Genomic DNA, 20,477 nt, shown 5'->3' on the forward strand with positions numbered 1-20,477 from the left:
CGGCTACTGGCGCGGGACCAGGTCCAGGCACACCGAGTTGATGCAGTAACGCAACCCGGTCGGTGGCGGACCATCGGGAAACACATGACCCAGGTGAGCGTCGCATTTGGCACAGACCACTTCGGTACGAATCATGCCGTGGCTGACATCGCGCACTTCGACCACCGCGCTACCTTCCAGCGGCGCGTAAAAGCTGGGCCAGCCGCAGCCCGAATCGAACTTGGTAGTGGAATCGAACAGCGGCTCATTGCAGCAGATGCAGTGGTAGACGCCTTCTGTCTTTGTCTCGTTGTACTTACCGGAAAACGGCCGCTCGGTGCCTTTCAGGCGGCAAACCTGATACTGCGCCGGGTCGAGCATCTCTTTCCACTCTTCAAGCGTTTTCTGCAACTTGTCCACAGGTACACCTCCAAATTCGAAAAACCCCGATCTGTACCTTTTCCACAGATCAGGTGGCACGTATGATTGCGCCAGGTCAGACGTCAGTCTGGCACCCGCGTTTGTCGCATACAAACCCATTTTCATGGCGAACGTGCTGCGACCTTCATTGCAAGCCGGCAACAGCTCGTCCATTTTCGGGATCATCACCATGCAGTTCAACAAATCGAACAAGCTCGCAAACGTCTGCTACGACATTCGCGGGCCGGTGCTCAAGCACGCCAAACGCCTGGAAGAGGAAGGCCATCGCATCCTCAAGCTGAACATCGGCAACCCGGCACCGTTTGGTTTCGAGGCGCCGGACGAAATCCTGCAGGACGTGATCCGCAACCTGCCGACTGCCCAGGGCTACAGCGACTCCAAGGGCCTGTTCAGCGCCCGCAAGGCCGTCATGCAGTACTACCAGCAGAAGCAGGTCGAAGGCGTCGGCATCGAAGACATCTATCTGGGCAACGGTGTGTCCGAGCTGATCGTGATGTCGATGCAAGCATTGCTCAATAACGGCGACGAAGTGCTGGTTCCGGCACCCGATTACCCATTGTGGACTGCGGCAGTGGCGCTGTCCGGCGGCAGCCCGGTGCATTATCTGTGCGACGAGCAGGCCAACTGGTGGCCGGACCTTGAAGACATCAAGGCCAAAATCACGCCGAACACCAAGGCCATGGTGATCATCAACCCCAACAACCCGACCGGCGCAGTATATTCCCGCGAGGTATTGCTGGGCATGCTGGAGCTGGCTCGCCAGCATAATCTGGTGGTGTTCTCCGACGAAATCTACGACAAGATCCTCTACGACGACGCCGTGCACATCTGCACTGCCTCGCTGGCACCGGACCTGCTGTGCCTGACCTTCAACGGTCTGTCCAAGTCGTATCGGGTCGCAGGCTTCCGCTCCGGCTGGATTGCCATTTCCGGACCGAAACACAACGCACAGAGCTACATCGAAGGCATCGACATCCTGGCCAACATGCGCCTGTGTGCCAACGTGCCGAGCCAGCACGCCATCCAGACTGCGCTGGGCGGCTATCAGAGCATCAACGACCTGATCCTGCCGCCAGGCCGTCTGTTGGAGCAACGCAACCGCACCTGGGAGCTGCTCAACGATATTCCCGGCGTCAGCTGCGTCAAGCCGATGGGCGCGCTGTATGCATTCCCGCGCATCGACCCGAAGGTGTGCCCGATCTTCAACGACGAAAAATTCGTCCTCGACCTGCTGCTCTCGGAAAAACTGCTGGTAGTTCAGGGCACCGCGTTCAACTGGCCATACCCTGATCACTTCCGCGTCGTGACCTTGCCGCGCGTTGATGAGCTGGAGCAGGCCATTGGCCGCATCGGTAACTTTCTGAAGGGTTATCGTCAGTAAACAGACACCGCCCCTCTCGCGCCGCATCCCTGCCCCGACCTGTTCGGGGCAGTTTATTTGTGCCCTGCCAAAACAGCATGAGCGCCCCGCCCTCAACCCTTCAGGCATCGACCACTCTGGCTCAGGCCCCGTTCAGCTTTGCAGGATTACCATCGATTGCGTGAAGAGGACACAGTTTGAAATAGTCCCTCTGTTGAATAGCAGCGGGCATCACCTTATATACCCGGCATCGAGTTACATATTTACCTGAGGAGAACGTTTCGACCATGATGCGCATTTTGCTGTTTTTGGCCACTAACCTTGCGGTCGTGCTGATTGCCAGCATCACCCTGAGCCTTTTTGGCTTCAATGGGTTCATGGCGGCCAACGGGGTTGATCTGAACCTCAATCAGCTGCTGGTTTTCTGCGCTGTGTTCGGTTTCGCGGGCTCGTTGTTCTCGCTGTTCATCTCCAAGTGGATGGCGAAAATGAGTACCGGCACTCAGATCATCAGTCAGCCTCGCACCCGCCATGAGCAATGGTTGCTGCAGACCGTTGAACAACTGTCCCGCGATGCGGGCATCAAGATGCCGGAAGTCGGTATTTTTCCGGCGTATGAAGCCAACGCATTCGCCACGGGCTGGAACAAGAACGATGCACTGGTTGCGGTAAGCCAGGGCCTGCTCGAGCGGTTCTCGCCGGATGAGGTGAAAGCCGTACTGGCGCACGAAATCGGCCACGTTGCCAACGGCGACATGGTCACACTGGCGCTGGTGCAGGGTGTGGTGAACACGTTCGTGATGTTCTTTGCCCGCATCATCGGTAACTTCGTCGACAAGGTGATCTTCAAGAGCGAGAACGGTCAGGGTATTGCCTACTACATCACGACGATTTTCGCCGAGCTGGTATTGGGCTTTCTGGCCAGCGCCATCGTCATGTGGTTCTCGCGCAAACGCGAATTCCGCGCTGACGACGCAGGGGCTCGACTGGCCGGTACGGACGCGATGATCGGTGCGCTGCAACGCCTGCGTTCCGAGCAGGGCGTACCGGTGAACATGCCTGACAGCCTGACGGCGTTCGGCATCAACGCCGGCCTGAAGAAAGGCCTGGCAGGGCTGTTCATGAGCCACCCGCCGCTGGAGCAACGTATCGAGGCGCTGCGCCGCCGCGGTTGATTCAGGTTTCGAGATGACTATCGTGTCGGCGCTCTGCGTCGGCACGCCGTTATGGACGCTCTGCGTCCGGTCCTGAGTGAATGGCACGGCAGGAAAGGCGGCACGGTCGTAAAAGGCTGCGAAATGACCAATATCGTGCTGTCGCAGGTCCCGATTGACCTGCGCCTGATGAAAGCCAATCTACCCTGCCTTCCAACGCTGCAGCCAAAACTCCGCCTGCATGAAACCTCCTGAAAATTAGATCAAAAAGCGCCAGAACTTATATTAGATTTAGATCATGAGAATGACCGACTATGGGGCATTCTCATATTCTGGAGCTGTAAATGTTCCCAAGCCTGTTTATTTCCCATGGCTCTCCCATGCTCGCGCTGGAGCCCGGCGAGAGTGGCCCCGCCCTGACGCGATTGGCCGCCAGCCTGCCCAGGCCTCGCGCCATCATAGTGGTGTCTGCACACTGGGAAAGCCACGAACTTACCGTTAACGCCAACCCTGAGCCCGAGACCTGGCATGATTTCGGTGGCTTTGCGGCTGAACTGTTTGCGGTGCAGTACCCGGCACCAGGTCTGCCTGAGCTGAGCCGCACGATAGTCGAGTTGCTGGCCGCCAGCGATCTGCCCGCACGCATCGACAGCAGACGACCGTTCGACCATGGTGTCTGGGTGCCCTTGTCGTTGATGTACCCGAATGCCGATATTCCGGTGGTTCAGGTCTCACTGCCCAGCCGCCAGGGCCCCGAGCTACAGACACGGGTGGGCCGCGCGCTGGCCAGCCTGCGCGCACAGGGTGTATTGATTATCGGCTCCGGTAGCATCACGCATAACCTGCGCGATCTGGACTGGAACGCCGGCCCTGGAAGCACAGAGCCATGGGCTGCAACGTTTCGTGACTGGATGATCGACAAGCTGCAAAACGACGATGACGCCGCACTGCACCACTACCGCAGTCTTGCTCCTCATGCGGTGCGAGCACACCCGAGTGACGAGCATTTGCTGCCGCTGTATTTCGCACGGGGCGCAGGCGGAGCATTCAGTGTTGCCCATCAAGGCTTCACCATGGGTGCGCTCGGAATGGACATCTACCGGTTCGGCTGATACCGAAAACGCCTTCCCGCCTGAATCCTGAATTCAGCGCAAAAAAATCCCCGAACCAGTCGGGGATTTTTTTATTGACCTATCAGCTCAGAAGCCGATCAGTCTTCGCGATAGCGACGCAGCTTGAGCTGCTTGCCAGCAACACGGGTGTCCTTGAGCTTGGTCAGCAGACGCTCAAGACCATCTTCCGGCAGCTCGACCAGGCTGAAGCTGTCACGCACCTGGATGCGGCCGATAGCTTCGCGGGCCAGGCCGCCTTCGTTGAGAATGGCACCCAGCAGGTTCTTGGCAGCGATACCATCACGCGCACCCAGCGCGGTACGGCAACGAGCACGACCTTCGGCCAGCGGGACCGGCGCACGACGCTCACGCTCAGGACGATCACCGCGATCGCTGCTGCCGCTACGCTCTGGACGATCACCGCGAGGGGCGTTGTTCGGAACCAGCGGGCGCTCGCGCTCGATGGCTGCCAGGGTCAGAGCCTGACCGTTGGTAGCCTTGCGCAGCAGTGCAGCAGCAAGGGCACGCGGGCTGCAACCGATGTCGGCAGTCAGACGATCCAGGAGATCGCCATGAGTCGATTCGGCATCGGCAACCAGTGGCGACAGGCTGTTGGTCAGTTTCTTGATGCGGGCATCCAGAACGGCCTGGGCATCCGGCAGGCGGACTTCAGCAACCTTCTGACCGGTTACACGCTCGATCACCTGCAGCATACGGCGCTCGCGAGGAGTTACCAGCAGCAGTGCACGACCTTCGCGACCGGCACGACCGGTACGGCCGATACGGTGAACGTAGGACTCTGGATCGTAAGGCATGTCCACGTTGAATACGTGGGTGATACGCGGAACGTCAAGACCACGGGCAGCAACGTCGGTCGCTACAACGATGTCCAGACGGCCATCCTTGAGGGAATCGATAACGCGCTCGCGCTGGTTCTGAGCGATGTCACCGTTCAGTGCAGCAGCCTTGTAGCCTTTGGCTTCAAGGGCGCTTGCCAGGTCCAGGGTCGCCTGCTTGGTGCGGACGAACATGATCAGGGCGTCGAAGTCTTCGACTTCCAGCAGGCTCAGTACAGCGGAGGTCTTCTGGTCAGCGTGAACCAGCAGGTGAGCCTGCTCGATCGCGGTAACGGTCTGGGTCTTGGTCTGGATCTTGACGTGCTTCGGATCGCGCAGATGGCGCTCGGCGATGGCACGGATCGACTGTGGCAGCGTTGCCGAGAACAGTACGGTCTGGCGGGTTTCAGGCATGGCCTTGAAGATGACTTCGAGGTCGTCCATGAAGCCCAGCTTGAGCATTTCGTCCGCTTCATCGAGAACCAGATGGTTCACGGTTGCCAGGACTTTCTCGTCACGACGCAGGTGGTCGCAGAGACGGCCCGGGGTGGCGACAACGATTTGTGCGCCGTTGCGGATGGCCTTGAGCTGCGGGCCCATTGGCGCGCCGCCGTAGACCGCTACAACGGTCACGCCCGGCATTTGTTTGGCGTAGGTCTCGAACGCGGTGGCAACCTGAAGTGCCAGTTCGCGGGTCGGGGCCAGGATCAGTGCTTGCGGCTCGCGCTTGCTCGGGTCGATGCGATGCAGGATAGGCAGTGCGAACGCGGCAGTTTTACCCGTACCGGTTTGCGCCTGACCAATCATGTCGTGACCGGCGAGAATAATCGGGATCGATTGCTGCTGAATGGCCGAAGGCTCTTCGTAGCCAGTGGCGACGACTGCTGCAACGATATTTGGATGAAGTTCGAGAGCGGCGAAGCCGCCGATTTCCTGGGTCATGGGTCTGCCTCTAGTGCATCCGCAAAGACCCATGCTTCAAAGCTGCGCGTGCCGTGTACGACCTTGAGGTCACCCTGGCTGCTTTGTCGGCGGGGATTTGCGAAAACGTTTGATGAATGGATCGTCCAGGCTAGTCCGTTGTGCGAACAAGCAACCGAAGCTGGCTTCGGGGTACTGCAATACCTTGACGAGGGCCCTGTTAAGGCCGACGCGCACTATACCGGAAATATGCACCTTAGTGAGTCTTTTTTTGCGAAACATTGCGCCATCCTTGAGCAACCCAAGCCCCTTGGTCCGGGCAGAGGGCTGGCCGACAAGGGCGCGGGCCCGAGATTGCGGGCGTTGCCGCTTAAACGTTTAATCTGCTCTTGCGGATGGCCGGTATCCCGACCTGCGGGGTGTGGCGAATTGTCTCACCCCTGATTTCAGACCAGCCAGCACATGCCTCGCCCGCTCAAGTCGCGGAACGGACCGCCCTGATCAACGACTCCAGCGAGTACCCCAGATGCGGCGCAAGTGCCTCGGCACGCGAACTCAATGCCTCGATATCCAGCGTCTGATCGAGGTCGGCAGGCACAATCAGAATGACGTTGCCCTCCTTTACCGGCAGCTCCCAGTAATGACGGTGGTACAAACCCCGCAGCAAGGCCGCGCCCAGCGGTTTACCGTCGTCGGTGGCCCACTGGTTGATGATCAGCCAGCCACCGGGATTGAGGCGTTGCTGGCAGCCCTGCAAAAAATTCCAGGCCAAATGCCCGACGCCCGGCCCGACATCGGTGTAAAGGTCGACAAAGATCAGGTCGGCAGGCTCTGCGCTGTCCAGCAACTCCAGCGCATCGCCGATGCGGATATACAGACGCGGATCGTCATCGAGCCCCATGAACTCCATGGCCAGACGCGGCACGTCCGGACGCAGCTCGATGACTTCAACGTCTTCAAGCGGCAGGAACTTCATGCAGGCCTGGGTCAGCGTGCCGGCACCCAGCCCCAGAAACAGCGCGCTGTCCGGCGCGTCGTGACACAGTGCGCCGATCAGCATCGCGCGGGTGTAGTCGTATTCCAGCCAGCTCGGGTCAGCCGTAAACGTGCAGCTCTGCTCGATAGCCTCGCCAAACTCCAGAAAGCGGTAATCCTCCACTTCCAGCACGCGGATCATGCCGAAGTCGTCGTGGACCTCGGCCAGAATTCGTTCTACGCGCTCACGCTCTTCCGTCATTACCGTTCCTGGTCATCGCTGCGCCGAGCGCAAAACGCGAATTGTCCGGCAAGCGCGCGGCTTTGTCACACATTGCCGGGCGCTATGCCATCCCGGTGGTCTGCCCTACGCTGGCAGAGCAACGGCGAACTGCTAACATGCTGGCCCGATTGCACAACCCTAGAGCCAATAATGAGCCAACCCTGGAGCCCCGACAGCTGGCGGGCACTGCCGATTCAGCAGCAACCTCACTACCCTGACGCCGCGCACCTGCTGAAGGTCGAACAGACCCTGGCCAGCTATCCGCCGCTGGTGTTTGCCGGCGAAGCCCGAGAGTTGCGCCGCCAGTTTGCCGAAGTGACCCAGGGTCGCGCGTTCCTGCTACAGGGCGGCGACTGCGCGGAAAGCTTCATGGAGTTTTCCGCCGCCAAGATTCGCGACACGTTCAAGGTGCTGCTGCAGATGGCCATCGTCATGACCTTCGCCGCCGGCTGCCCGGTGGTGAAGGTCGGACGCATGGCCGGACAATTTGCCAAGCCTCGCTCGGCAAACGACGAAATCATCGACGGCGTAACGCTCCCGGCGTATCGCGGTGACATCGTCAACGGTATCGGTTTCGATGAAAAAAGCCGTGTGCCGGACCCGGAGCGCCTGCTGCAAGCCTATAACCAGTCCACCGCCACCCTAAACCTGCTGCGTGCCTTCGCGCAGGGCGGGTTTGCCGACCTGCATCAGGTGCACAAGTGGAATCTGGACTTCATCGCCAACTCGGCGCTGGCCGAAAAATACAGCCAGCTGGCCGGACGCATCGATGAAACGCTCGCGTTCATGCGCGCCTGCGGCATGGACAGCTCGCCGCAACTGCGTGAAACCAGTTTTTTCACCGCCCACGAGGCATTGCTGCTCAATTACGAAGAAGCCTTCGTGCGGCGCGACAGCCTGACCAATGATTACTACGATTGCTCGGCACACATGCTGTGGATCGGCGACCGTACCCGGCAACTGGACGGCGCGCATGTCGAATTCCTGCGCGGGGTGAACAACCCGATCGGCGTCAAGGTCGGCCCGAGCATGAACACCGACGACCTGATTCGTCTGATCGACATCCTCAACCCTGACAACGATCCGGGCCGTCTCAACCTGATCGCGCGGATGGGTGCAAACAAGGTCGGCGATCACCTGCCACAGCTGATTCGTGCGGTCGAGCGCGAAGGCCGCAAAGTGCTGTGGAGCTCCGACCCGATGCACGGCAACACCATCAAGGCCAGCAGCGGCTACAAAACCCGCAACTTTGCGCAGATCCTCGGCGAAGTGAAGCAGTTTTTTCAAGTGCATCAGGCTGAAGGCACTTATGCCGGAGGCATCCATATCGAAATGACCGGGCAAAACGTCACCGAATGCATCGGCGGCGCCCGCCCCATCACCGAAGATGGTCTTTCGGATCGCTACCACACCCACTGCGACCCGCGCATGAACGCCGATCAGTCACTGGAGCTGGCGTTCCTGATTGCCGAAACCCTGAAGCAGGTCAGGCGCTAAGCAGAGCAAGCCGCCCGCTCAGCGCTTGAGCGGGTCATCCCAGAACGAACGCTCGACTTCCTGCTGAATGTCGGCTCGACTCAGCCCCAGATCCTTCAGCGTGCCATCACTCATCTGCGCCAGATAGCGGCGCTGACGGTGCAGCTCCAGCCAGCGCTGCAAGTGATGCTTCAACCACACCAACGCCTTGCCAGGCTGAGCATGCCCGGCAGGCCTTTCGATCAATACACACTCTTTTTGACCATTCATCATCTTGCCCTCCGTGTGAGATGACTAAAGTCTCGCGCCTGACCCAAGATCAATCCAACGAATGTTTCTTATGCAATGCATCTTTAAAATTGATGTATTGATCGACCAAAATGTGCTGCCGCTCACACCGGCAGTCGATAATTATTTAAGTGCCCACTTGCCCCGACAGACATATAACTACTATATAAAAACCCAAGCCAGACATACAGCGACCTTACAGCAAGCCAAGCGCTTTCGTTATTACAGAATAGACTAGCGTTTCGATTGACAGGCCCCGTGAACGTTCTAGAATTCTGAAAACAGCTTCTTGGGTAACTACTATAACAACCATTATACCAATGCCCATTATAAAAACGGCTGACACCCGTCCATTGAAGATAATAGCTAACCGCTGAGGGTGCCAAGAGGCGCCCCCTAAACGAGAAGACGTGCATCGGTAATATGTAGCGTTCTGGAGAAACACATGGGCATGGAAGCCAATCGCATTTTATTCAACGCCGAACCATTTGGATTCGGTCCCTCTGCGGCAATTGCCGCCATTGCACCTTACTTTATAGGCAGCGGCTGCCATGCCTACGCGGGTGAAGGGCACTCACTGGATCTGCAAAAGCACCTTCCCTATCGAAAAATCCATGACATGACCGGAAGCAGCCCGAGAGACTGGGATAAAATAATCTCTGATGTCGATATCGTTGTAACAGCCATGGATCTCGACATAGCAATTCGATCACTGTCCTTAGGTAAACGCGTTGTTTTTTATGATGCCTTGACCTGGTGCTGGCAAGCAGAAACACGCTGGCCCCGCATCGAAGAACTTATTCACCGCCCTCGCTTGCTTTATATTGCCCAGAACTTTATAGGCGTAGTTGAACGCCTAGCGGGCATAAAATCAAAAAATCACTTTGTTGTCCCGCCCATTACATCCCGAACCAGGTACGCACCTCGAAATAGTGAGTCCAACGTTGTCCTGCTTAATCTGGGCGGACTTAAGAACCCTTATACCGATGAGGCGATGCTTATCGACTTTGCCCGCGCGATTACGCTCGCCTTGCGTGCAGCACTCGATCAGGGGGTAAAGCTTCACATCGCCACCAGCCAAACAATCGCAGAAGCACTGGAATCAGACGATGCCACCACTTACCCCCTTACGGAGGTCGCCCGGATGATGCATGACTGCCAATTTGCAGTTTGTACACCTGGCTTGGGCAACATCTACGAATCGGCTGTTATGCAAACACCGGTCATATGGCTGCCGCCGGTCAACAATACGCAAGGCCTTCAGCTGGCTCATCTGCGCAACGCCGGTATGGTTGACGCGGAGCTAGGCTGGGAAACGCTGGGCGTCAACATTGATTACACAACGTCCACACAAACCTGTCTGGCTAGCATCGACGAGGCGATTTCAACACTGGGAGACATTGAGCGAAGTGCCGTTCTCAATGAAAAAATGGCAGTTGCAGTTGCCCGCATGCGCCAGTGCACAGGCGGCAAGACTTCTCGGCTGATCGAACGCTTCGGCAGCGGAGGTGACGCAGTGGCCGCTCAAAAAATCAGGGAATGGATAAACGTACCCGAAAACGGAGATCGCTTATGAAAATTGCCCAGGTTGCCCCTTTGTTCGAGGCGGTCCCGCCTCAACGCTACGGAGGTACGGAGCGAGTGGTGTCCTACCCCACTGAGGCACTTGTTGAACTAGGCCACCAAGTGACGTTGTTCGCCAGCGGCGACTCATTGACGTCTGCAGAGCTTGATGCAGTCTGGCCCGCCGCTCTGAGGCTCGATTACGGAAGCTTCGACGTCATCAGCCCGCACCTGGTCATGATGGAACGCGTGAGGCGTCGTGCGCAGGAGTTCGACATTATTCACTTCCACCTGGACTTCTACCCCTTCTCCCTGTTCAGCCGCCAGCCCACACCGTTTGTTACCACCTTGCATGGTCGAGTCGATCTGCCCGCACTCAAACCGGTGTTCAATACCTTTGCAGACATGCCGCTTATTTCGATTTCCAACGCTCAACGCAATGATCTGCCAGCCGCCAACTGGGTGGGCACGGTGTATCACGGCTTGCCGCTACAACTCCATACACCCCGGCAAGTGGAAAGGACATACCTTGCTTTTCTGGGACGAATCACGCCTGTGAAGCAAGTCGATGCGGCCATTCGCATCGCCCAACAATGCGATATCCCCATCAAGATTGCTGCCAAGATAGACGCCGTTGACAGCGCTTACTTTGAACGAGACATACGTCCGCTATTGGATTCCCCGCTGGTCGAATACATAGGTGAGATCAATGAGCAGGAAAAAACCACTTTCCTGTCAGGCGCCTTGGCACTTTTGTTTCCTATTGATTGGCCAGAGCCTTTCGGTCTGGTCATGATCGAGGCAATGGCGTGCGGTACTCCAGTGATCGCATTTCCCTCCGGCTCAGTCCCGGAAGTCATAGAAGACGGAGTCACAGGCTTCGTTGTCCGCAACGAAGCAGAAGCGGTAGCCGCCGTCCATAAGGTGGACCAGCTATCTGCCATGCGAATACGCGAGCAGTTTCAAAAGCGTTTTTCAGCGCGTCAAATGGCCGAAAACTATGTCCATGCCTATCAGTCACTCATTGACCGGTCCTCATCTAAAAGTCGTCATCGCAAAAAACAGAGCTGACGCATAAGATCAGCTTGAAGAATGTTTCTTATTCAGTCCATCTGGGAGATTGATGGTTTGGCCAACTATCCAGGCATCGATACAGAGCTGCTGCGCACCTTTGTGGCAATTGCCGACCACGGCGGTTTCACCCGCGCAGGTGAAGCCGTGAACCGCACTCAATCGGCGGTCAGCATGCAAATGAAGCGTCTGGAGGAGGATGTCGTACAGCGTCAACTGTTCCAGCGTGAAGGCCGGACCCTGAACCTGACGGCAGAGGGGCAAGTGTTACTTGGCTATGCGCGGCGCATCCTCAAGCTGCACAGTGAGGTGTTCAATACGCTGCGCGAGCCACACATGATCGGGGTGGTAAAAATCGGCTCGCCCGACGACTACGTGATGCGCTTTTTGCCCGGCATTCTTTCGCAGTTCGCGCAGGCCTACCCGCTGGTTCAGGTAGAGGTGCATTGCGAACCGTCCGACCTGCTGCTGCAACGCAATGACCTGGACCTGACCATCGTTACGCGCAAGCCCGGCACCGAGATCGGTACGCTGTTGCGTCATGAGCGTCTGGTCTGGATGGAAGCCAGCGGTTTTGCTCCGCATGAGCAAAACCCCATTCCGCTGGCGATGTTCAATACGCACTGCTTCTGTCGCGACTGGGCATGCAACGCACTGGACAGCGTGGAGCGTGATTACCGCATCGCCTACAGCAGCTCCAGCATGGCAGCAATCACAGCAGTGGTCAGCGCGGGCCTGGCAGTCACTGCACAGTTTCAAAGCCTGATCACTGCAGATTTGCGCATCATCGGCGCGGCCGAACAATTGCCCGAGCTGCCAACGGCAAGCATCGTACTGCTGCGTAATCCGAAAAACCCCTCGCCCATCACCGAATGCATGGCCGACTACATCATCGACGGCTTCAAACCTTGAGCGCGAGAATGACTGCGCAGAGCACCAGAAACACGCAGAACATCAGGCGCAGCGTTCGCTCCGGCAGCGAATGCGCCAGTTTGACACCCCAACTGATGCTCGCCAGACCACCAATGGCCAATGGAACGCCCATCGACCAGTTGACGTGATCGTGCAGCGCGTAGGTAACCAGCGTGATTCCGGTGCTCGGGGCTGCGAGGGACAGCGCCAACCCTTGCGCCACAACCTGTGTCGTGCCAAACACGCTGGTAAGAATCGGCGTGGCCACCACTCCCCCGCCAACGCCAAACAGACCTCCGGTCATACCGGACCCGACGCCCAGCAGCCATAGCCATTTTTCATGGCGCAACCCGCTACCGGCCTGATGGCCGCGCCAATACATCTGCGCCACGTTGAACACGGTCAGAACCACCAGAAAGCCGACAAAGCCCAGGCGCATGCTTTGCGGATCCACGCGCACCGCCAGCAGCGACGTCAGCCAGGCAAAAATAAAACTGGGAACAATCAACATCAACGCATTACGAAGCAAAATCCGGTTGCGCTGGTTATAGCGCCACAAGGCGAGCAACACGTTAGGCAGCACCATCAACAACGCTGTCCCTTGCGCCAGCTGCTGATCCAGACCGAACAGCACACCCAGCGCGGGAATCGCCACAAGACCACCACCGATTCCGAACAGCCCCCCCAGGGTGCCCATCGCTGCACCCAGTAACACAAACATCACAATTTCAATCACACTACGTCCCCGCCCAGTCAATGGCCAAATGCTACGCAGTCCTGCGCGCAACCAACACCCGGTGTTACCTGTTTTTTTTTGCGCGCGGCGCAAGCTGTCAGCGCTTTGAGCCTGCACGCTCGAAATTATCTGGCACATTAAAGAATGCAACACTAAGTTAAACTCATTCGACTGAGTTTGAGGACCTGATATGAGTGCCGAAGAAAACCCTGCCCACGCTGCACCTGCCGATTGCGATTCGCTGCTGCTGGATAACCAATTGTGCTTCGCCCTGTATTCCACCTCATTGATGATGACCAAGGTTTACAAACCGCTGCTGCAGGCGCTTGGACTGACCTATCCGCAGTACTTGGCAATGATGGTGCTGTGGGAAAAAGACGGCCTTACCGTAGGTGATGTCAGCACGCGCCTGCTCACCGATCCGGGCTCTCTGACACCTTTGCTCAAGCGTCTTGAGGGCGAGGGCTTTATCAGCCGCACCCGCAGCAAGGAAGACGAACGCGTGGTATTGCTGCACCTGACTGAACAAGGTCGTGCACTGCAACACCAGGCACTGAGCATACCCGGCTGTATTCTGTCGGCGAGCGGCCTGAACATGGAAAGGCTTCGTGACCTGCAGACACAGTTGCTGGACTTGCGTGACCATCTGCACCAGAGCCTTTAAGACAAAGGGTCACGCCCCCCGGACTGACCTGTTGCTCGTCTCGCCAAAGCCCCGCACATCAAGGGGCTGGCAAGATTTCCAACTGCCCGCCCTGGTAGCTTTCCTCCTCCGGAAAAGACCTCTTTCGACTTTTCGCAAAATTTAGCTTGCGCGCTAACTATCCTTGCACTACCTTTGCCCTGCACTTAGTTAGCGCGCAAGTATTTTGCACAATTAACCCTACCGAACGAGGAAAAATCATGGACACTCTTTACACCGCAGTTGCAACCGCCACAGGCGGCCGTGATGGTCGTGCCGTATCCAACGACAAGATTCTCGACGTCAAACTCGCCACTCCGAAAGAGCTTGGCGGTGCTGGCGGCGCAGCCACCAACCCGGAGCAACTGTTCGCTGCCGGTTATTCGGCCTGCTTCATCGGTGCCCTCAAATTTGTCGCCGGTCAGAGCAAACGCAGCATCCCGGCAGACGCCTCGATCACCGCCCACGTAGGGATTGGCCAGATTCCCGGTGGTTTCGGTCTGGACATCGACCTGCATGTAAGCCTGCCCGGCCTTGAACAAGCCGACGCTCAGCAACTGGTCGATGCCGCTCATGTGGTCTGCCCTTATTTCAACGCCACACGCGGCAACGTCGATGTGCGCCTGCATGTAACCGTCTAACCCACCGGCCATAGATACGAACATGAGCAAGGGAACGAACATGAAGACCTTCAGCAAAGTCATGACGGGTACGCTTCTCGCACTGTCCATCGGCAGCGCGTTTGCCGCAGGCGATCCTGCCATCGAGCACAACACTCAGGCTTTTCTCGATGCCTTGAATTCGGGCACTGGCAAGCCCATTGAGCAGTTGTCGCCGAAAGATGCCAGGGCCGTGCTGGTAGGAGCACAGGCAGGGGTCAAACTGACGCTGCCCAAAGCCGATGTCAGCGAAAAGACCATCAACGTCGATGGCCAGCCGATCAGCCTGAATATCGTGCGCCCTGCTGGCGTAAAAGGGACCTTGCCGGTTTTCATGTTCTTCCACGGCGGCGGCTGGGTACTGGGTGATTTCCAGACCCACGAGCGACTGGTCCGCGATCTGGTCGTGGGCTCGGGCGTGGTAGCGGTGTTCGTCAATTACACGCCTTCACCCGAAGCGCATTATCCGACGGCGATCAACCAGGCTTACGCAGCAACCAGATGGGTAGCTGAGCACGGCAAGGAAATCAACGTCGACGGTAAGCGCCTGGCTGTGGCGGGTAACAGCGTAGGCGGCAACATGGCAGCGGTCGTTGCACTGATGGCCAAAGAAAAAGGCACTCCGGCGCTCAGGTATCAGGTGCTTCTGTGGCCGGTGACTGACGCCAACTTTGATAACGATTCATAAAACCAATACGCCGAAGGCCACTTCCTGACCCGTAACATGATGAAGTGGTTCTGGGACAACTACACCACCGATGCCGCGCAACGCAACGAGATCTACGCCTCGCCGCTGCGCGCCACCACCGAGCAACTGAAAGGTCTGCCACCGGCGCTGATTCAGACCGCCAGTGCCGACGTGCTGCGTGATGAAGGCGAAGCCTATGCGCGCAAGCTGGACCAGGCGGGCGGGCCGGTCACGGCGGTACGTTACAACGGCATGATCCATGACTACGGTCTGCTCAACGTGGTCAGCCAGGTCCCGGCTGTTCGCTCAGCCATCCTGCAGGCGTCTCAGGAGTTGAAAGAACACCTGAAATAAAGGCAGACGCTCAAACTTCAGCCGTAAAAAAACCCGCAGCAATGCGGGTTTTTTGCGTAACGGGGTTACAAAACCATGCTTACTTCGCACGGCCTTTGTAGGAACCGCCTTCACGGGTATCGATCTCGATCATGTCGCCGATTTCGATGAAGTCAGCAACGCTCAGCTCGGTACCGTTTTTCAGTTTGGCAGGCTTCATGACCTTGCCCGACGTGTCGCCACGAGCGGAGCCTTCGGTGTAGTCGACCTGACGCACGATAGTGGTCGGCAATTCTACGGAAACCAGACGGTCTTCGAAGAATACGGCTTCACAAACGTCAGTCATGCCTTCTTCGACGAAAGGCAGAACGCTTTCGATGTCTTCGGCGTTCAGCTCGTACATGGTGTAGTCAGTGGTGTCCATGAACGTGTAGGTGTCACCGCTGATGAAAGACAGGGTGGCTTCCTTGCGATCGAGGATCACATCGTCCAGCTTGTCGTCGGCGCTGTAAACGATCTCGGTCTTGTAACCGGTCAGCAGGTTTTTCAGCTTGGTCTTCATGATCGCGCTGTTACGACCGGATTTGGTGAATTCAGCTTTCTGAACCAGCCAAGGATCGTTTTCGAGACGGATCACGGTACCGGGTTTCAGCTCTTTACCAGTTTTCATTGCATATATCCGAATTTGGATGGAATTAACCAAAGGCTCTGTACGAGAAACAGCCTGCGCAGGCCTTTTTCGTACAGAGCCTTGTATCAAGGCCGCGTATCATAGCGAATTTCCATAAAACTGCACCAGCGCCGTGGCAAGATCAGTCTGTGCGGCTTGTTGCAGACACCAGTGCCCGGCGTGCTTTTCAATTTCAGCCCAGTGTTCGGTGAGTGCCAGCCAGCTTTCGTCCAGGTCGCTGCCGATATTCCAGTTCTGCCAGAACTGATTCACAGCATGCGCTGCCTCAGGCGCAAGATCCGCCAGGTAGAGCGCTAAAAACGCATCAAGCTTGGGCAGGTGCGCGTCGTCTTCCTGCTGATAGATGTGCCAGAGCATCGGCCGCCCCGCCCATTGCGCACGGACGAATGAATCTTCGCCGCGCACGACGTTGAAATCGCAGCTCCACAGCAGTTGGTCGTAGCGTTCCTGGCGGATGAACGGTAACACCTGAACCGTCAGCCCTCCCCTTACCTGCATGAAACCTGCGTGTAACTCATCGTCGACACCCAGCCAGCGCCGCAGATCGGCGAGAATGCGCCCCTCCGGCACCAGCAGGTGATTCGGCCGACTGTCGCTGGCCAGCGCGTCAAGCCAGCTGCCCAGCCCGGGATTTTCATAGGCAAATACCGAGATCAAGCGGGCATCAGGCAACGGTTCGACGCCCAACCCCTGCAAGAAACCTTGCCTCGCGGCCTTGTCTTGCTGAAATCTCTGGCGCTGTTCGATCAGGTTTCTTTCGCGCAGCAAGCCGCCCGTGGCGTCGGAAAATCCGGGAAAGAAAAAGAACTTCTTCAAACCGTTCAACTGTGGCGAAGGCAAACCGTGGCAACCCGAGACCCAGTCTTCGGCGCTGAGGTACTCAAGGTTCAACCACAGCGGCCTTGGCGAACGCTGCAGCATCGATTCGGTATAGGGCGTCGGCAGGCGGCAGGCAAAGGCCTCGATGACCACGTCAGGAATATCGCTGTTTACCCATTCAGCGGGCCACTGGCACACCCTCACGCCCTCTTGCCATTGCTGCTGAGCCTTAAGATCAGCGTCGGGACACAAGCGAACGAAAGCCGACAGGTCATCGATCCATAAACGCACATGCAGACCCTGCTCGGCAACCAGCTGGCGTGCCAGACGCCAGGTCACGCCGGCATCACCGTAGTTGTCGACTACGCTGCAAAAAATGTCCCACGAGACTTTCATCGTGGCTCCCTGAGGCTGGATGGCAAAAAACGTTGATTGTCGTTCAGAACGCCCCGTTGCCACCAGCCTGATGCCACTGGACAGCACAGTTTTCATGCCCGGCCATCAGGCATGGCACAATCGCATCTGTTGCCCTGCAAGGAGTTCAGCCATGTCATCCACTACCCGCCGTCGCGACCTGTATGTGTCGTTGAAATTGATTGTCTGCATTGCGCTGGGTATCTGGCTGGGCGTAATGGCGGTGTTTCTGACCGCACTGCTGTATTACAAAAGCCTGCCCCCGGCGCAAACCCAGGCGTTGGAAAACGCCGCCGCCCAGCTCACCGCCCCGCCTGCGCAAAAAACTGCCGCGCCGTCTGGCCCGGAGACTGAAATGTTCCGCAAATACGAGCAAAGCCTGCGTGAAAGCGAGGCCCGTCAGGCCCGTGAACAGGCTCAGGAACAACAACAGCGCACCTTCAACCGTTCCAAGTGTGATTTCTGGATACAGCAGGACCGCACTGCGCCGAGCGAAAAAAGTCGCGCCAGCATCAATCAGTACTGCGGATAAACCATGAACAAGCAGGACGTGCTGCAATCGATCATCGACAAGCTGGAAATCGATCTGGACATCGCGCAACGGGCGGCACAGACCGCCTACGAAACGGCAACCCACGAAGAGAATATTGCCGAGAACAAATACGACACGCTGGGGCTGGAAGCATCGTATCTGGCAGCAGGCCAGGCACGACGTGTCGAGGAGATTCGCCAGTCGCTGGCGGCGTATCGGAAATGGTCGCTCAAGCCATTCGATGAATCACGCGGCATTCAGACCGGTGATCTTGTCGCTGTCGAAGCCTTGAGCGGTCAGACGCAATACCTGTTTCTCGGCCCTGATGCTGCTGGCCTGAAGGTCAGCGCAGGTGAACAACTGGTCACGGTCATCACTGCCAAGGCACCGCTGGGGCAGAGCTTGCTGGGAAAATTCGAAGACGATGCCGTACAGATTGTCATCAACGGCAGCGGACAATCCTACGAGATCACACAAACGATGTGACACACCCGGCATCTACAGGGTTGATCGCACCAAGTTTTTGTGGGTAAGGTGAAGCGTCGCCATCATCACCGCAACCGGGGCAACATCAAAGCAAACAAGGACTAAAACCCAAGGAGATTTTTCATGACGAACGTCATCGCTTTCCCTGACGCCCATGAACGTGATCGCCTGAAGTCCAGTCAAGATCCGGCGTTGAGATACCTGAACAAGAAAGAGCGACAGCTGATCGACCAATTGCGTTCCACCAGCCATGCGGGACGCCAGTACGTCTATGACTATGCCAGCATCATGCATTTGTCCAGGCCGTTGTATCCCGAACCTGTGGATTGACCCTGATTGCAGAGCCTGGCCAAAGGCTGCGCCGGTATATCGGCGCAGCTTCCAGGATCATGTCTGCCGGGTTCAGCGTGTCAGCGAAAAAATCAGTGCAGAGATCGCCACCACACCGGCGGCCACCACAAAGTAGTTCGACCATGCACCTGCATATTTGCGCATGGCGGGTACTTTGTAGACGGCATACATCGGCATCAGGAACAGCAGCGCCGAAATCACCGGCCCGCCCAGGGTCTCGATCATGCCCAGAATGCTCGGGTTCAGCGTTGCGACCATCCAGCACACCACCAGCATGAAGACTGCTGTCAGACGATCCAGCGCCTTTGGTGCAGGACGACGCCCGGTTTTCAGAACCAGCCCTTTCAGGCCCTCGCTTGCACCGATGTAGTGGCCGAGAAACGACTTGGAAATAGCCACGAACGCAATCAGCGGCGCCACGAAGGCGATGGTCGGGTTGTTGAAGTGGTTGGCCAGGTAGGAAAGGATCGAAATGTTCTGTGCCTTGGCCTCGGCCAATTGGGCTGGCGAGAGCGTTAATACGCAACTGAACACGAAGAACAGCACCATCACCACCATCAAACCGTGGGCGCGGGCCAGTATCTGCGAACTGCGTACCTCGGCGTTTTCGCCGTACTGACGTTTCTGATCAACGGCAAACGCCGAGATGATCGGCGTGTGGTTGAACGAAAATACCATTACCGGAATGGCCAGCCACAGGGTAGGCAGGAACGCTGAAGGCTCGGGAAAGGTGGTCGCGGTACTCAGGATGCCACCGGTCCAGTGCGGAATCAGGAATACCGCCAGAAACAGCAGTGCGACGATGAAAGGGTAAACCATAAGGCTCATCGCCTTGACGATGATCCGCTCGCCACAACGCACCACGGCCAGCAGGCCCATGATCAGCACGAACGCCAGCGCTGCGCGTGGCGGCGGCGCTATGTGCAACTGATGCTCAAGAAAACTGCCCACGGTATTGGTGAGGGCCACGCTGTAGATCAGCAGAATCGGAAAGATCGCAAAAAAATACAGCAAGGTGATCATCGCGCCGGCGCTTTTGCCGAAATGCTGCTCGACCACTTCAGTGATATCGGCCCCTTCACGCCCGGACAGTACGAAACGGGTCAGCCCGCGGTGGGCATAGAACGTCATGGGAAACGCCAGCAACGCCAGCACCATCAGTGGCCAGAAACCACCGATGCCTGCATTGATGGGCAGGAACAGCGTACCTGCGCCAATGGCAGTACCGAACAATCCGAGCATCCAGGTGGTGTCATTACGGTTCCAAGAGGCGATGCTCTCGGGAGCTACATCCAGGCGTTCTACGACGCCGTTAGCCTGATCATTCATCCGGTCGACTCTCCGTGGCCGGTTTATCAAAAAGGGCAGCGCGTCGAAAAAGCCGGCAGTTCAGCGCTCCCCTCGAAAACAGCGGGCGAGATTCTCCGGGATTGACGCCAGAAGTCAAAGGCTTGTAGGACAACAATTTCCGGACTGTAGGCAGGCAATCCCGTGCACGCCTTCTGCACAAAGGGCTGGAGAATGATCGACCTCTTGTCGACGACGTCGTGGTTTTACAGGGCAGCGCGCTCAGTGAGCACCCGTGCCTGCATTCTGCGCGGGAACAGTTTGCGTTTTTCAGCCAGCCTCACTCATTAGCTGGATAAGCAGACAGGCGTTCTTTCACTTGATTCCGGTACAAGTTCTCATCACGATTGAAAGCCTGCTGCATCGAT

The 20,477-nt window shown here is 57.4% G+C and carries 21 protein-coding genes and 1 pseudogene; 14 read left to right on the forward strand and 8 right to left on the reverse strand.

Annotated elements, in window-relative coordinates; all coding sequences use genetic code 11:
* Positions 1-3: 3 nt before the first annotated feature.
* Positions 4-399, reverse strand: a complete 396-nt coding sequence (gene msrB, locus AC4ANK_RS19835; RefSeq protein WP_002554534.1) for a peptide-methionine (R)-S-oxide reductase MsrB — start codon at positions 397-399, stop codon at positions 4-6.
* 190 nt (positions 400-589) lie between these two features.
* On the opposite strand from msrB, the gene AC4ANK_RS19840 reads away from it, so the two are divergent.
* The 4 genes from AC4ANK_RS19840 (at position 590) to AC4ANK_RS19855 (ending at position 4,046) form a co-directional block, all read left to right on the forward strand.
* On the forward strand, positions 590-1,801 hold the full coding sequence (locus AC4ANK_RS19840; protein WP_004657364.1) for a pyridoxal phosphate-dependent aminotransferase: 1,212 nt from the start codon (positions 590-592) through the stop codon (positions 1,799-1,801).
* 266 nt (positions 1,802-2,067) lie between these two features.
* Positions 2,068-2,955: a protease HtpX gene (gene htpX, locus AC4ANK_RS19845; RefSeq protein WP_002554536.1), complete on the forward strand. Its 888-nt coding sequence runs from the start codon at positions 2,068-2,070 to the stop codon at positions 2,953-2,955.
* A 51-nt stretch (positions 2,956-3,006) separates the two neighbouring features.
* A complete protein-coding gene (locus AC4ANK_RS19850) occupies positions 3,007-3,189 on the forward strand; it encodes a hypothetical protein (RefSeq protein WP_002554537.1) in 183 nt (60 codons plus the stop codon).
* An 89-nt stretch (positions 3,190-3,278) separates the two neighbouring features.
* Entirely contained in the window at positions 3,279-4,046 is a 768-nt protein-coding gene (locus AC4ANK_RS19855) for a DODA-type extradiol aromatic ring-opening family dioxygenase (protein WP_002554538.1), read from the forward strand.
* 98 nt (positions 4,047-4,144) lie between these two features.
* On the opposite strand, the gene AC4ANK_RS19860 is transcribed toward AC4ANK_RS19855, so the two are convergent.
* Together AC4ANK_RS19860 and AC4ANK_RS19865 are read right to left on the reverse strand one after the other, a co-directional pair.
* On the reverse strand, positions 4,145-5,824 hold the full coding sequence (locus tag AC4ANK_RS19860) for a DEAD/DEAH box helicase (RefSeq protein WP_005731303.1): 1,680 nt from the start codon (positions 5,822-5,824) through the stop codon (positions 4,145-4,147).
* Between the two features lie 454 nt (positions 5,825-6,278).
* Entirely contained in the window at positions 6,279-7,040 is a 762-nt protein-coding gene (locus AC4ANK_RS19865; protein ID WP_002554539.1) for a spermidine synthase, read from the reverse strand.
* A gap of 171 nt (positions 7,041-7,211) precedes the next feature.
* Here AC4ANK_RS19865 and AC4ANK_RS19870 point away from each other — a divergent pair, with 171 nt between their 5' ends.
* Positions 7,212-8,558 carry a class II 3-deoxy-7-phosphoheptulonate synthase gene (locus tag AC4ANK_RS19870; RefSeq protein WP_460384715.1) on the forward strand — a complete coding sequence of 449 codons (1,347 nt, stop codon included), beginning with the start codon at positions 7,212-7,214 and terminating at the stop codon, positions 8,556-8,558.
* 18 nt (positions 8,559-8,576) lie between these two features.
* On the opposite strand, the gene AC4ANK_RS19875 is transcribed toward AC4ANK_RS19870, so the two are convergent.
* Positions 8,577-8,810: a DUF1127 domain-containing protein gene (locus tag AC4ANK_RS19875; protein WP_002554541.1), complete on the reverse strand. Its 234-nt coding sequence runs from the start codon at positions 8,808-8,810 to the stop codon at positions 8,577-8,579.
* Between the two features lie 460 nt (positions 8,811-9,270).
* On the opposite strand from AC4ANK_RS19875, the gene AC4ANK_RS19880 reads away from it, so the two are divergent.
* Genes AC4ANK_RS19880 through AC4ANK_RS19890 form a run of 3 tightly spaced genes read left to right on the forward strand, consistent with a single transcriptional unit; the run spans position 9,271 to position 12,371 of the window.
* Entirely contained in the window at positions 9,271-10,401 is a 1,131-nt protein-coding gene (locus tag AC4ANK_RS19880; RefSeq protein WP_002554542.1) for a hypothetical protein, read from the forward strand.
* Positions 10,398-11,459, forward strand: a complete 1,062-nt coding sequence (locus AC4ANK_RS19885; protein WP_002554543.1) for a glycosyltransferase family 4 protein — start codon at positions 10,398-10,400, stop codon at positions 11,457-11,459. Before AC4ANK_RS19880 ends, AC4ANK_RS19885 begins: the two co-directional genes overlap by 4 nt.
* A 57-nt stretch (positions 11,460-11,516) precedes the next feature.
* Complete coding sequence (locus tag AC4ANK_RS19890; RefSeq protein WP_002554544.1) at positions 11,517-12,371, forward strand: LysR substrate-binding domain-containing protein; 855 nt, start codon at positions 11,517-11,519, stop codon at positions 12,369-12,371.
* Here the strand turns inward: AC4ANK_RS19890 and AC4ANK_RS19895 are convergent.
* The gene (locus AC4ANK_RS19895) at positions 12,361-13,107 is read right to left on the reverse strand and encodes a sulfite exporter TauE/SafE family protein (protein ID WP_002554545.1); all 747 of its coding nucleotides are present in this window, start codon (positions 13,105-13,107) and stop codon (positions 12,361-12,363) included. The genes AC4ANK_RS19890 and AC4ANK_RS19895 overlap by 11 nt on opposite strands.
* A 190-nt stretch (positions 13,108-13,297) precedes the next feature.
* On the opposite strand from AC4ANK_RS19895, the gene AC4ANK_RS19900 reads away from it, so the two are divergent.
* The 3 genes and pseudogenes from AC4ANK_RS19900 to AC4ANK_RS19910 all read left to right on the forward strand — a co-directional run bounded on the left by AC4ANK_RS19900 (position 13,298) and on the right by AC4ANK_RS19910 (position 15,490).
* Positions 13,298-13,771, forward strand: coding sequence for a MarR family winged helix-turn-helix transcriptional regulator (locus tag AC4ANK_RS19900; RefSeq protein WP_002554546.1), 474 nt, complete (start codon positions 13,298-13,300; stop codon positions 13,769-13,771).
* A gap of 239 nt (positions 13,772-14,010) precedes the next feature.
* Complete coding sequence (locus AC4ANK_RS19905) at positions 14,011-14,430, forward strand: organic hydroperoxide resistance protein (RefSeq protein WP_002554547.1); 420 nt, start codon at positions 14,011-14,013, stop codon at positions 14,428-14,430.
* Between the two features lie 40 nt (positions 14,431-14,470).
* Positions 14,471-15,490 (forward strand): annotated as a pseudogene (locus AC4ANK_RS19910) (alpha/beta hydrolase).
* A 79-nt stretch (positions 15,491-15,569) separates the two neighbouring features.
* Here the strand turns inward: AC4ANK_RS19910 and AC4ANK_RS19915 are convergent.
* Entirely contained in the window at positions 15,570-16,139 is a 570-nt protein-coding gene (locus tag AC4ANK_RS19915; protein WP_002554550.1) for an elongation factor P, read from the reverse strand.
* A gap of 99 nt (positions 16,140-16,238) precedes the next feature.
* Entirely contained in the window at positions 16,239-17,375 is a 1,137-nt protein-coding gene (gene earP, locus AC4ANK_RS19920) for an elongation factor P maturation arginine rhamnosyltransferase EarP (RefSeq protein WP_031597151.1), read from the reverse strand.
* 151 nt (positions 17,376-17,526) lie between these two features.
* On the opposite strand from earP, the gene AC4ANK_RS19925 reads away from it, so the two are divergent.
* The 3 genes from AC4ANK_RS19925 to AC4ANK_RS19935 all read left to right on the forward strand — a co-directional run bounded on the left by AC4ANK_RS19925 (position 17,527) and on the right by AC4ANK_RS19935 (position 18,741).
* Positions 17,527-17,925: a hypothetical protein gene (locus AC4ANK_RS19925; protein WP_002554552.1), complete on the forward strand. Its 399-nt coding sequence runs from the start codon at positions 17,527-17,529 to the stop codon at positions 17,923-17,925.
* Between the two features lie 3 nt (positions 17,926-17,928).
* Positions 17,929-18,411 carry a GreA/GreB family elongation factor gene (locus tag AC4ANK_RS19930; protein ID WP_005731296.1) on the forward strand — a complete coding sequence of 161 codons (483 nt, stop codon included), beginning with the start codon at positions 17,929-17,931 and terminating at the stop codon, positions 18,409-18,411.
* A gap of 123 nt (positions 18,412-18,534) precedes the next feature.
* Positions 18,535-18,741 carry a hypothetical protein gene (locus tag AC4ANK_RS19935; RefSeq protein ID WP_002554553.1) on the forward strand — a complete coding sequence of 69 codons (207 nt, stop codon included), beginning with the start codon at positions 18,535-18,537 and terminating at the stop codon, positions 18,739-18,741.
* Positions 18,742-18,813: 72 nt separating this feature from the next.
* Here the strand turns inward: AC4ANK_RS19935 and AC4ANK_RS19940 are convergent, their stop codons facing one another.
* Entirely contained in the window at positions 18,814-20,091 is a 1,278-nt protein-coding gene (locus tag AC4ANK_RS19940) for an aromatic amino acid transport family protein (RefSeq protein WP_005731295.1), read from the reverse strand.
* Positions 20,092-20,477 lie beyond the last annotated feature (386 nt).

It is taken from the genome of Pseudomonas sp. Pmew2 (assembly GCF_058129885.1).

Coding starts and splice junctions, on each gene's coding strand:
- AC4ANK_RS19840 (WP_004657364.1), top strand. CDS start 590: ATGCAGTTCAACAAATCGAACAAGCTCGCAAACGTCTGCTACGACATT.
- htpX (WP_002554536.1), top strand. CDS start 2,068: ATGATGCGCATTTTGCTGTTTTTGGCCACTAACCTTGCGGTCGTGCTG.
- AC4ANK_RS19850 (WP_002554537.1), top strand. CDS start 3,007: ATGGACGCTCTGCGTCCGGTCCTGAGTGAATGGCACGGCAGGAAAGGC.
- AC4ANK_RS19855 (WP_002554538.1), top strand. CDS start 3,279: ATGTTCCCAAGCCTGTTTATTTCCCATGGCTCTCCCATGCTCGCGCTG.
- AC4ANK_RS19860 (WP_005731303.1), bottom strand. CDS start 5,824: ATGACCCAGGAAATCGGCGGCTTCGCCGCTCTCGAACTTCATCCAAAT.
- AC4ANK_RS19865 (WP_002554539.1), bottom strand. CDS start 7,040: ATGACGGAAGAGCGTGAGCGCGTAGAACGAATTCTGGCCGAGGTCCAC.
- AC4ANK_RS19870 (WP_460384715.1), top strand. CDS start 7,212: ATGAGCCAACCCTGGAGCCCCGACAGCTGGCGGGCACTGCCGATTCAG.
- AC4ANK_RS19875 (WP_002554541.1), bottom strand. CDS start 8,810: ATGATGAATGGTCAAAAAGAGTGTGTATTGATCGAAAGGCCTGCCGGG.
- AC4ANK_RS19880 (WP_002554542.1), top strand. CDS start 9,271: ATGGGCATGGAAGCCAATCGCATTTTATTCAACGCCGAACCATTTGGA.
- AC4ANK_RS19885 (WP_002554543.1), top strand. CDS start 10,398: ATGAAAATTGCCCAGGTTGCCCCTTTGTTCGAGGCGGTCCCGCCTCAA.
- AC4ANK_RS19900 (WP_002554546.1), top strand. CDS start 13,298: ATGAGTGCCGAAGAAAACCCTGCCCACGCTGCACCTGCCGATTGCGAT.
- AC4ANK_RS19905 (WP_002554547.1), top strand. CDS start 14,011: ATGGACACTCTTTACACCGCAGTTGCAACCGCCACAGGCGGCCGTGAT.
- AC4ANK_RS19915 (WP_002554550.1), bottom strand. CDS start 16,139: ATGAAAACTGGTAAAGAGCTGAAACCCGGTACCGTGATCCGTCTCGAA.
- earP (WP_031597151.1), bottom strand. CDS start 17,375: ATGAAAGTCTCGTGGGACATTTTTTGCAGCGTAGTCGACAACTACGGT.
- AC4ANK_RS19925 (WP_002554552.1), top strand. CDS start 17,527: ATGTCATCCACTACCCGCCGTCGCGACCTGTATGTGTCGTTGAAATTG.
- AC4ANK_RS19930 (WP_005731296.1), top strand. CDS start 17,929: ATGAACAAGCAGGACGTGCTGCAATCGATCATCGACAAGCTGGAAATC.
- AC4ANK_RS19935 (WP_002554553.1), top strand. CDS start 18,535: ATGACGAACGTCATCGCTTTCCCTGACGCCCATGAACGTGATCGCCTG.
- AC4ANK_RS19940 (WP_005731295.1), bottom strand. CDS start 20,091: ATGAATGATCAGGCTAACGGCGTCGTAGAACGCCTGGATGTAGCTCCC.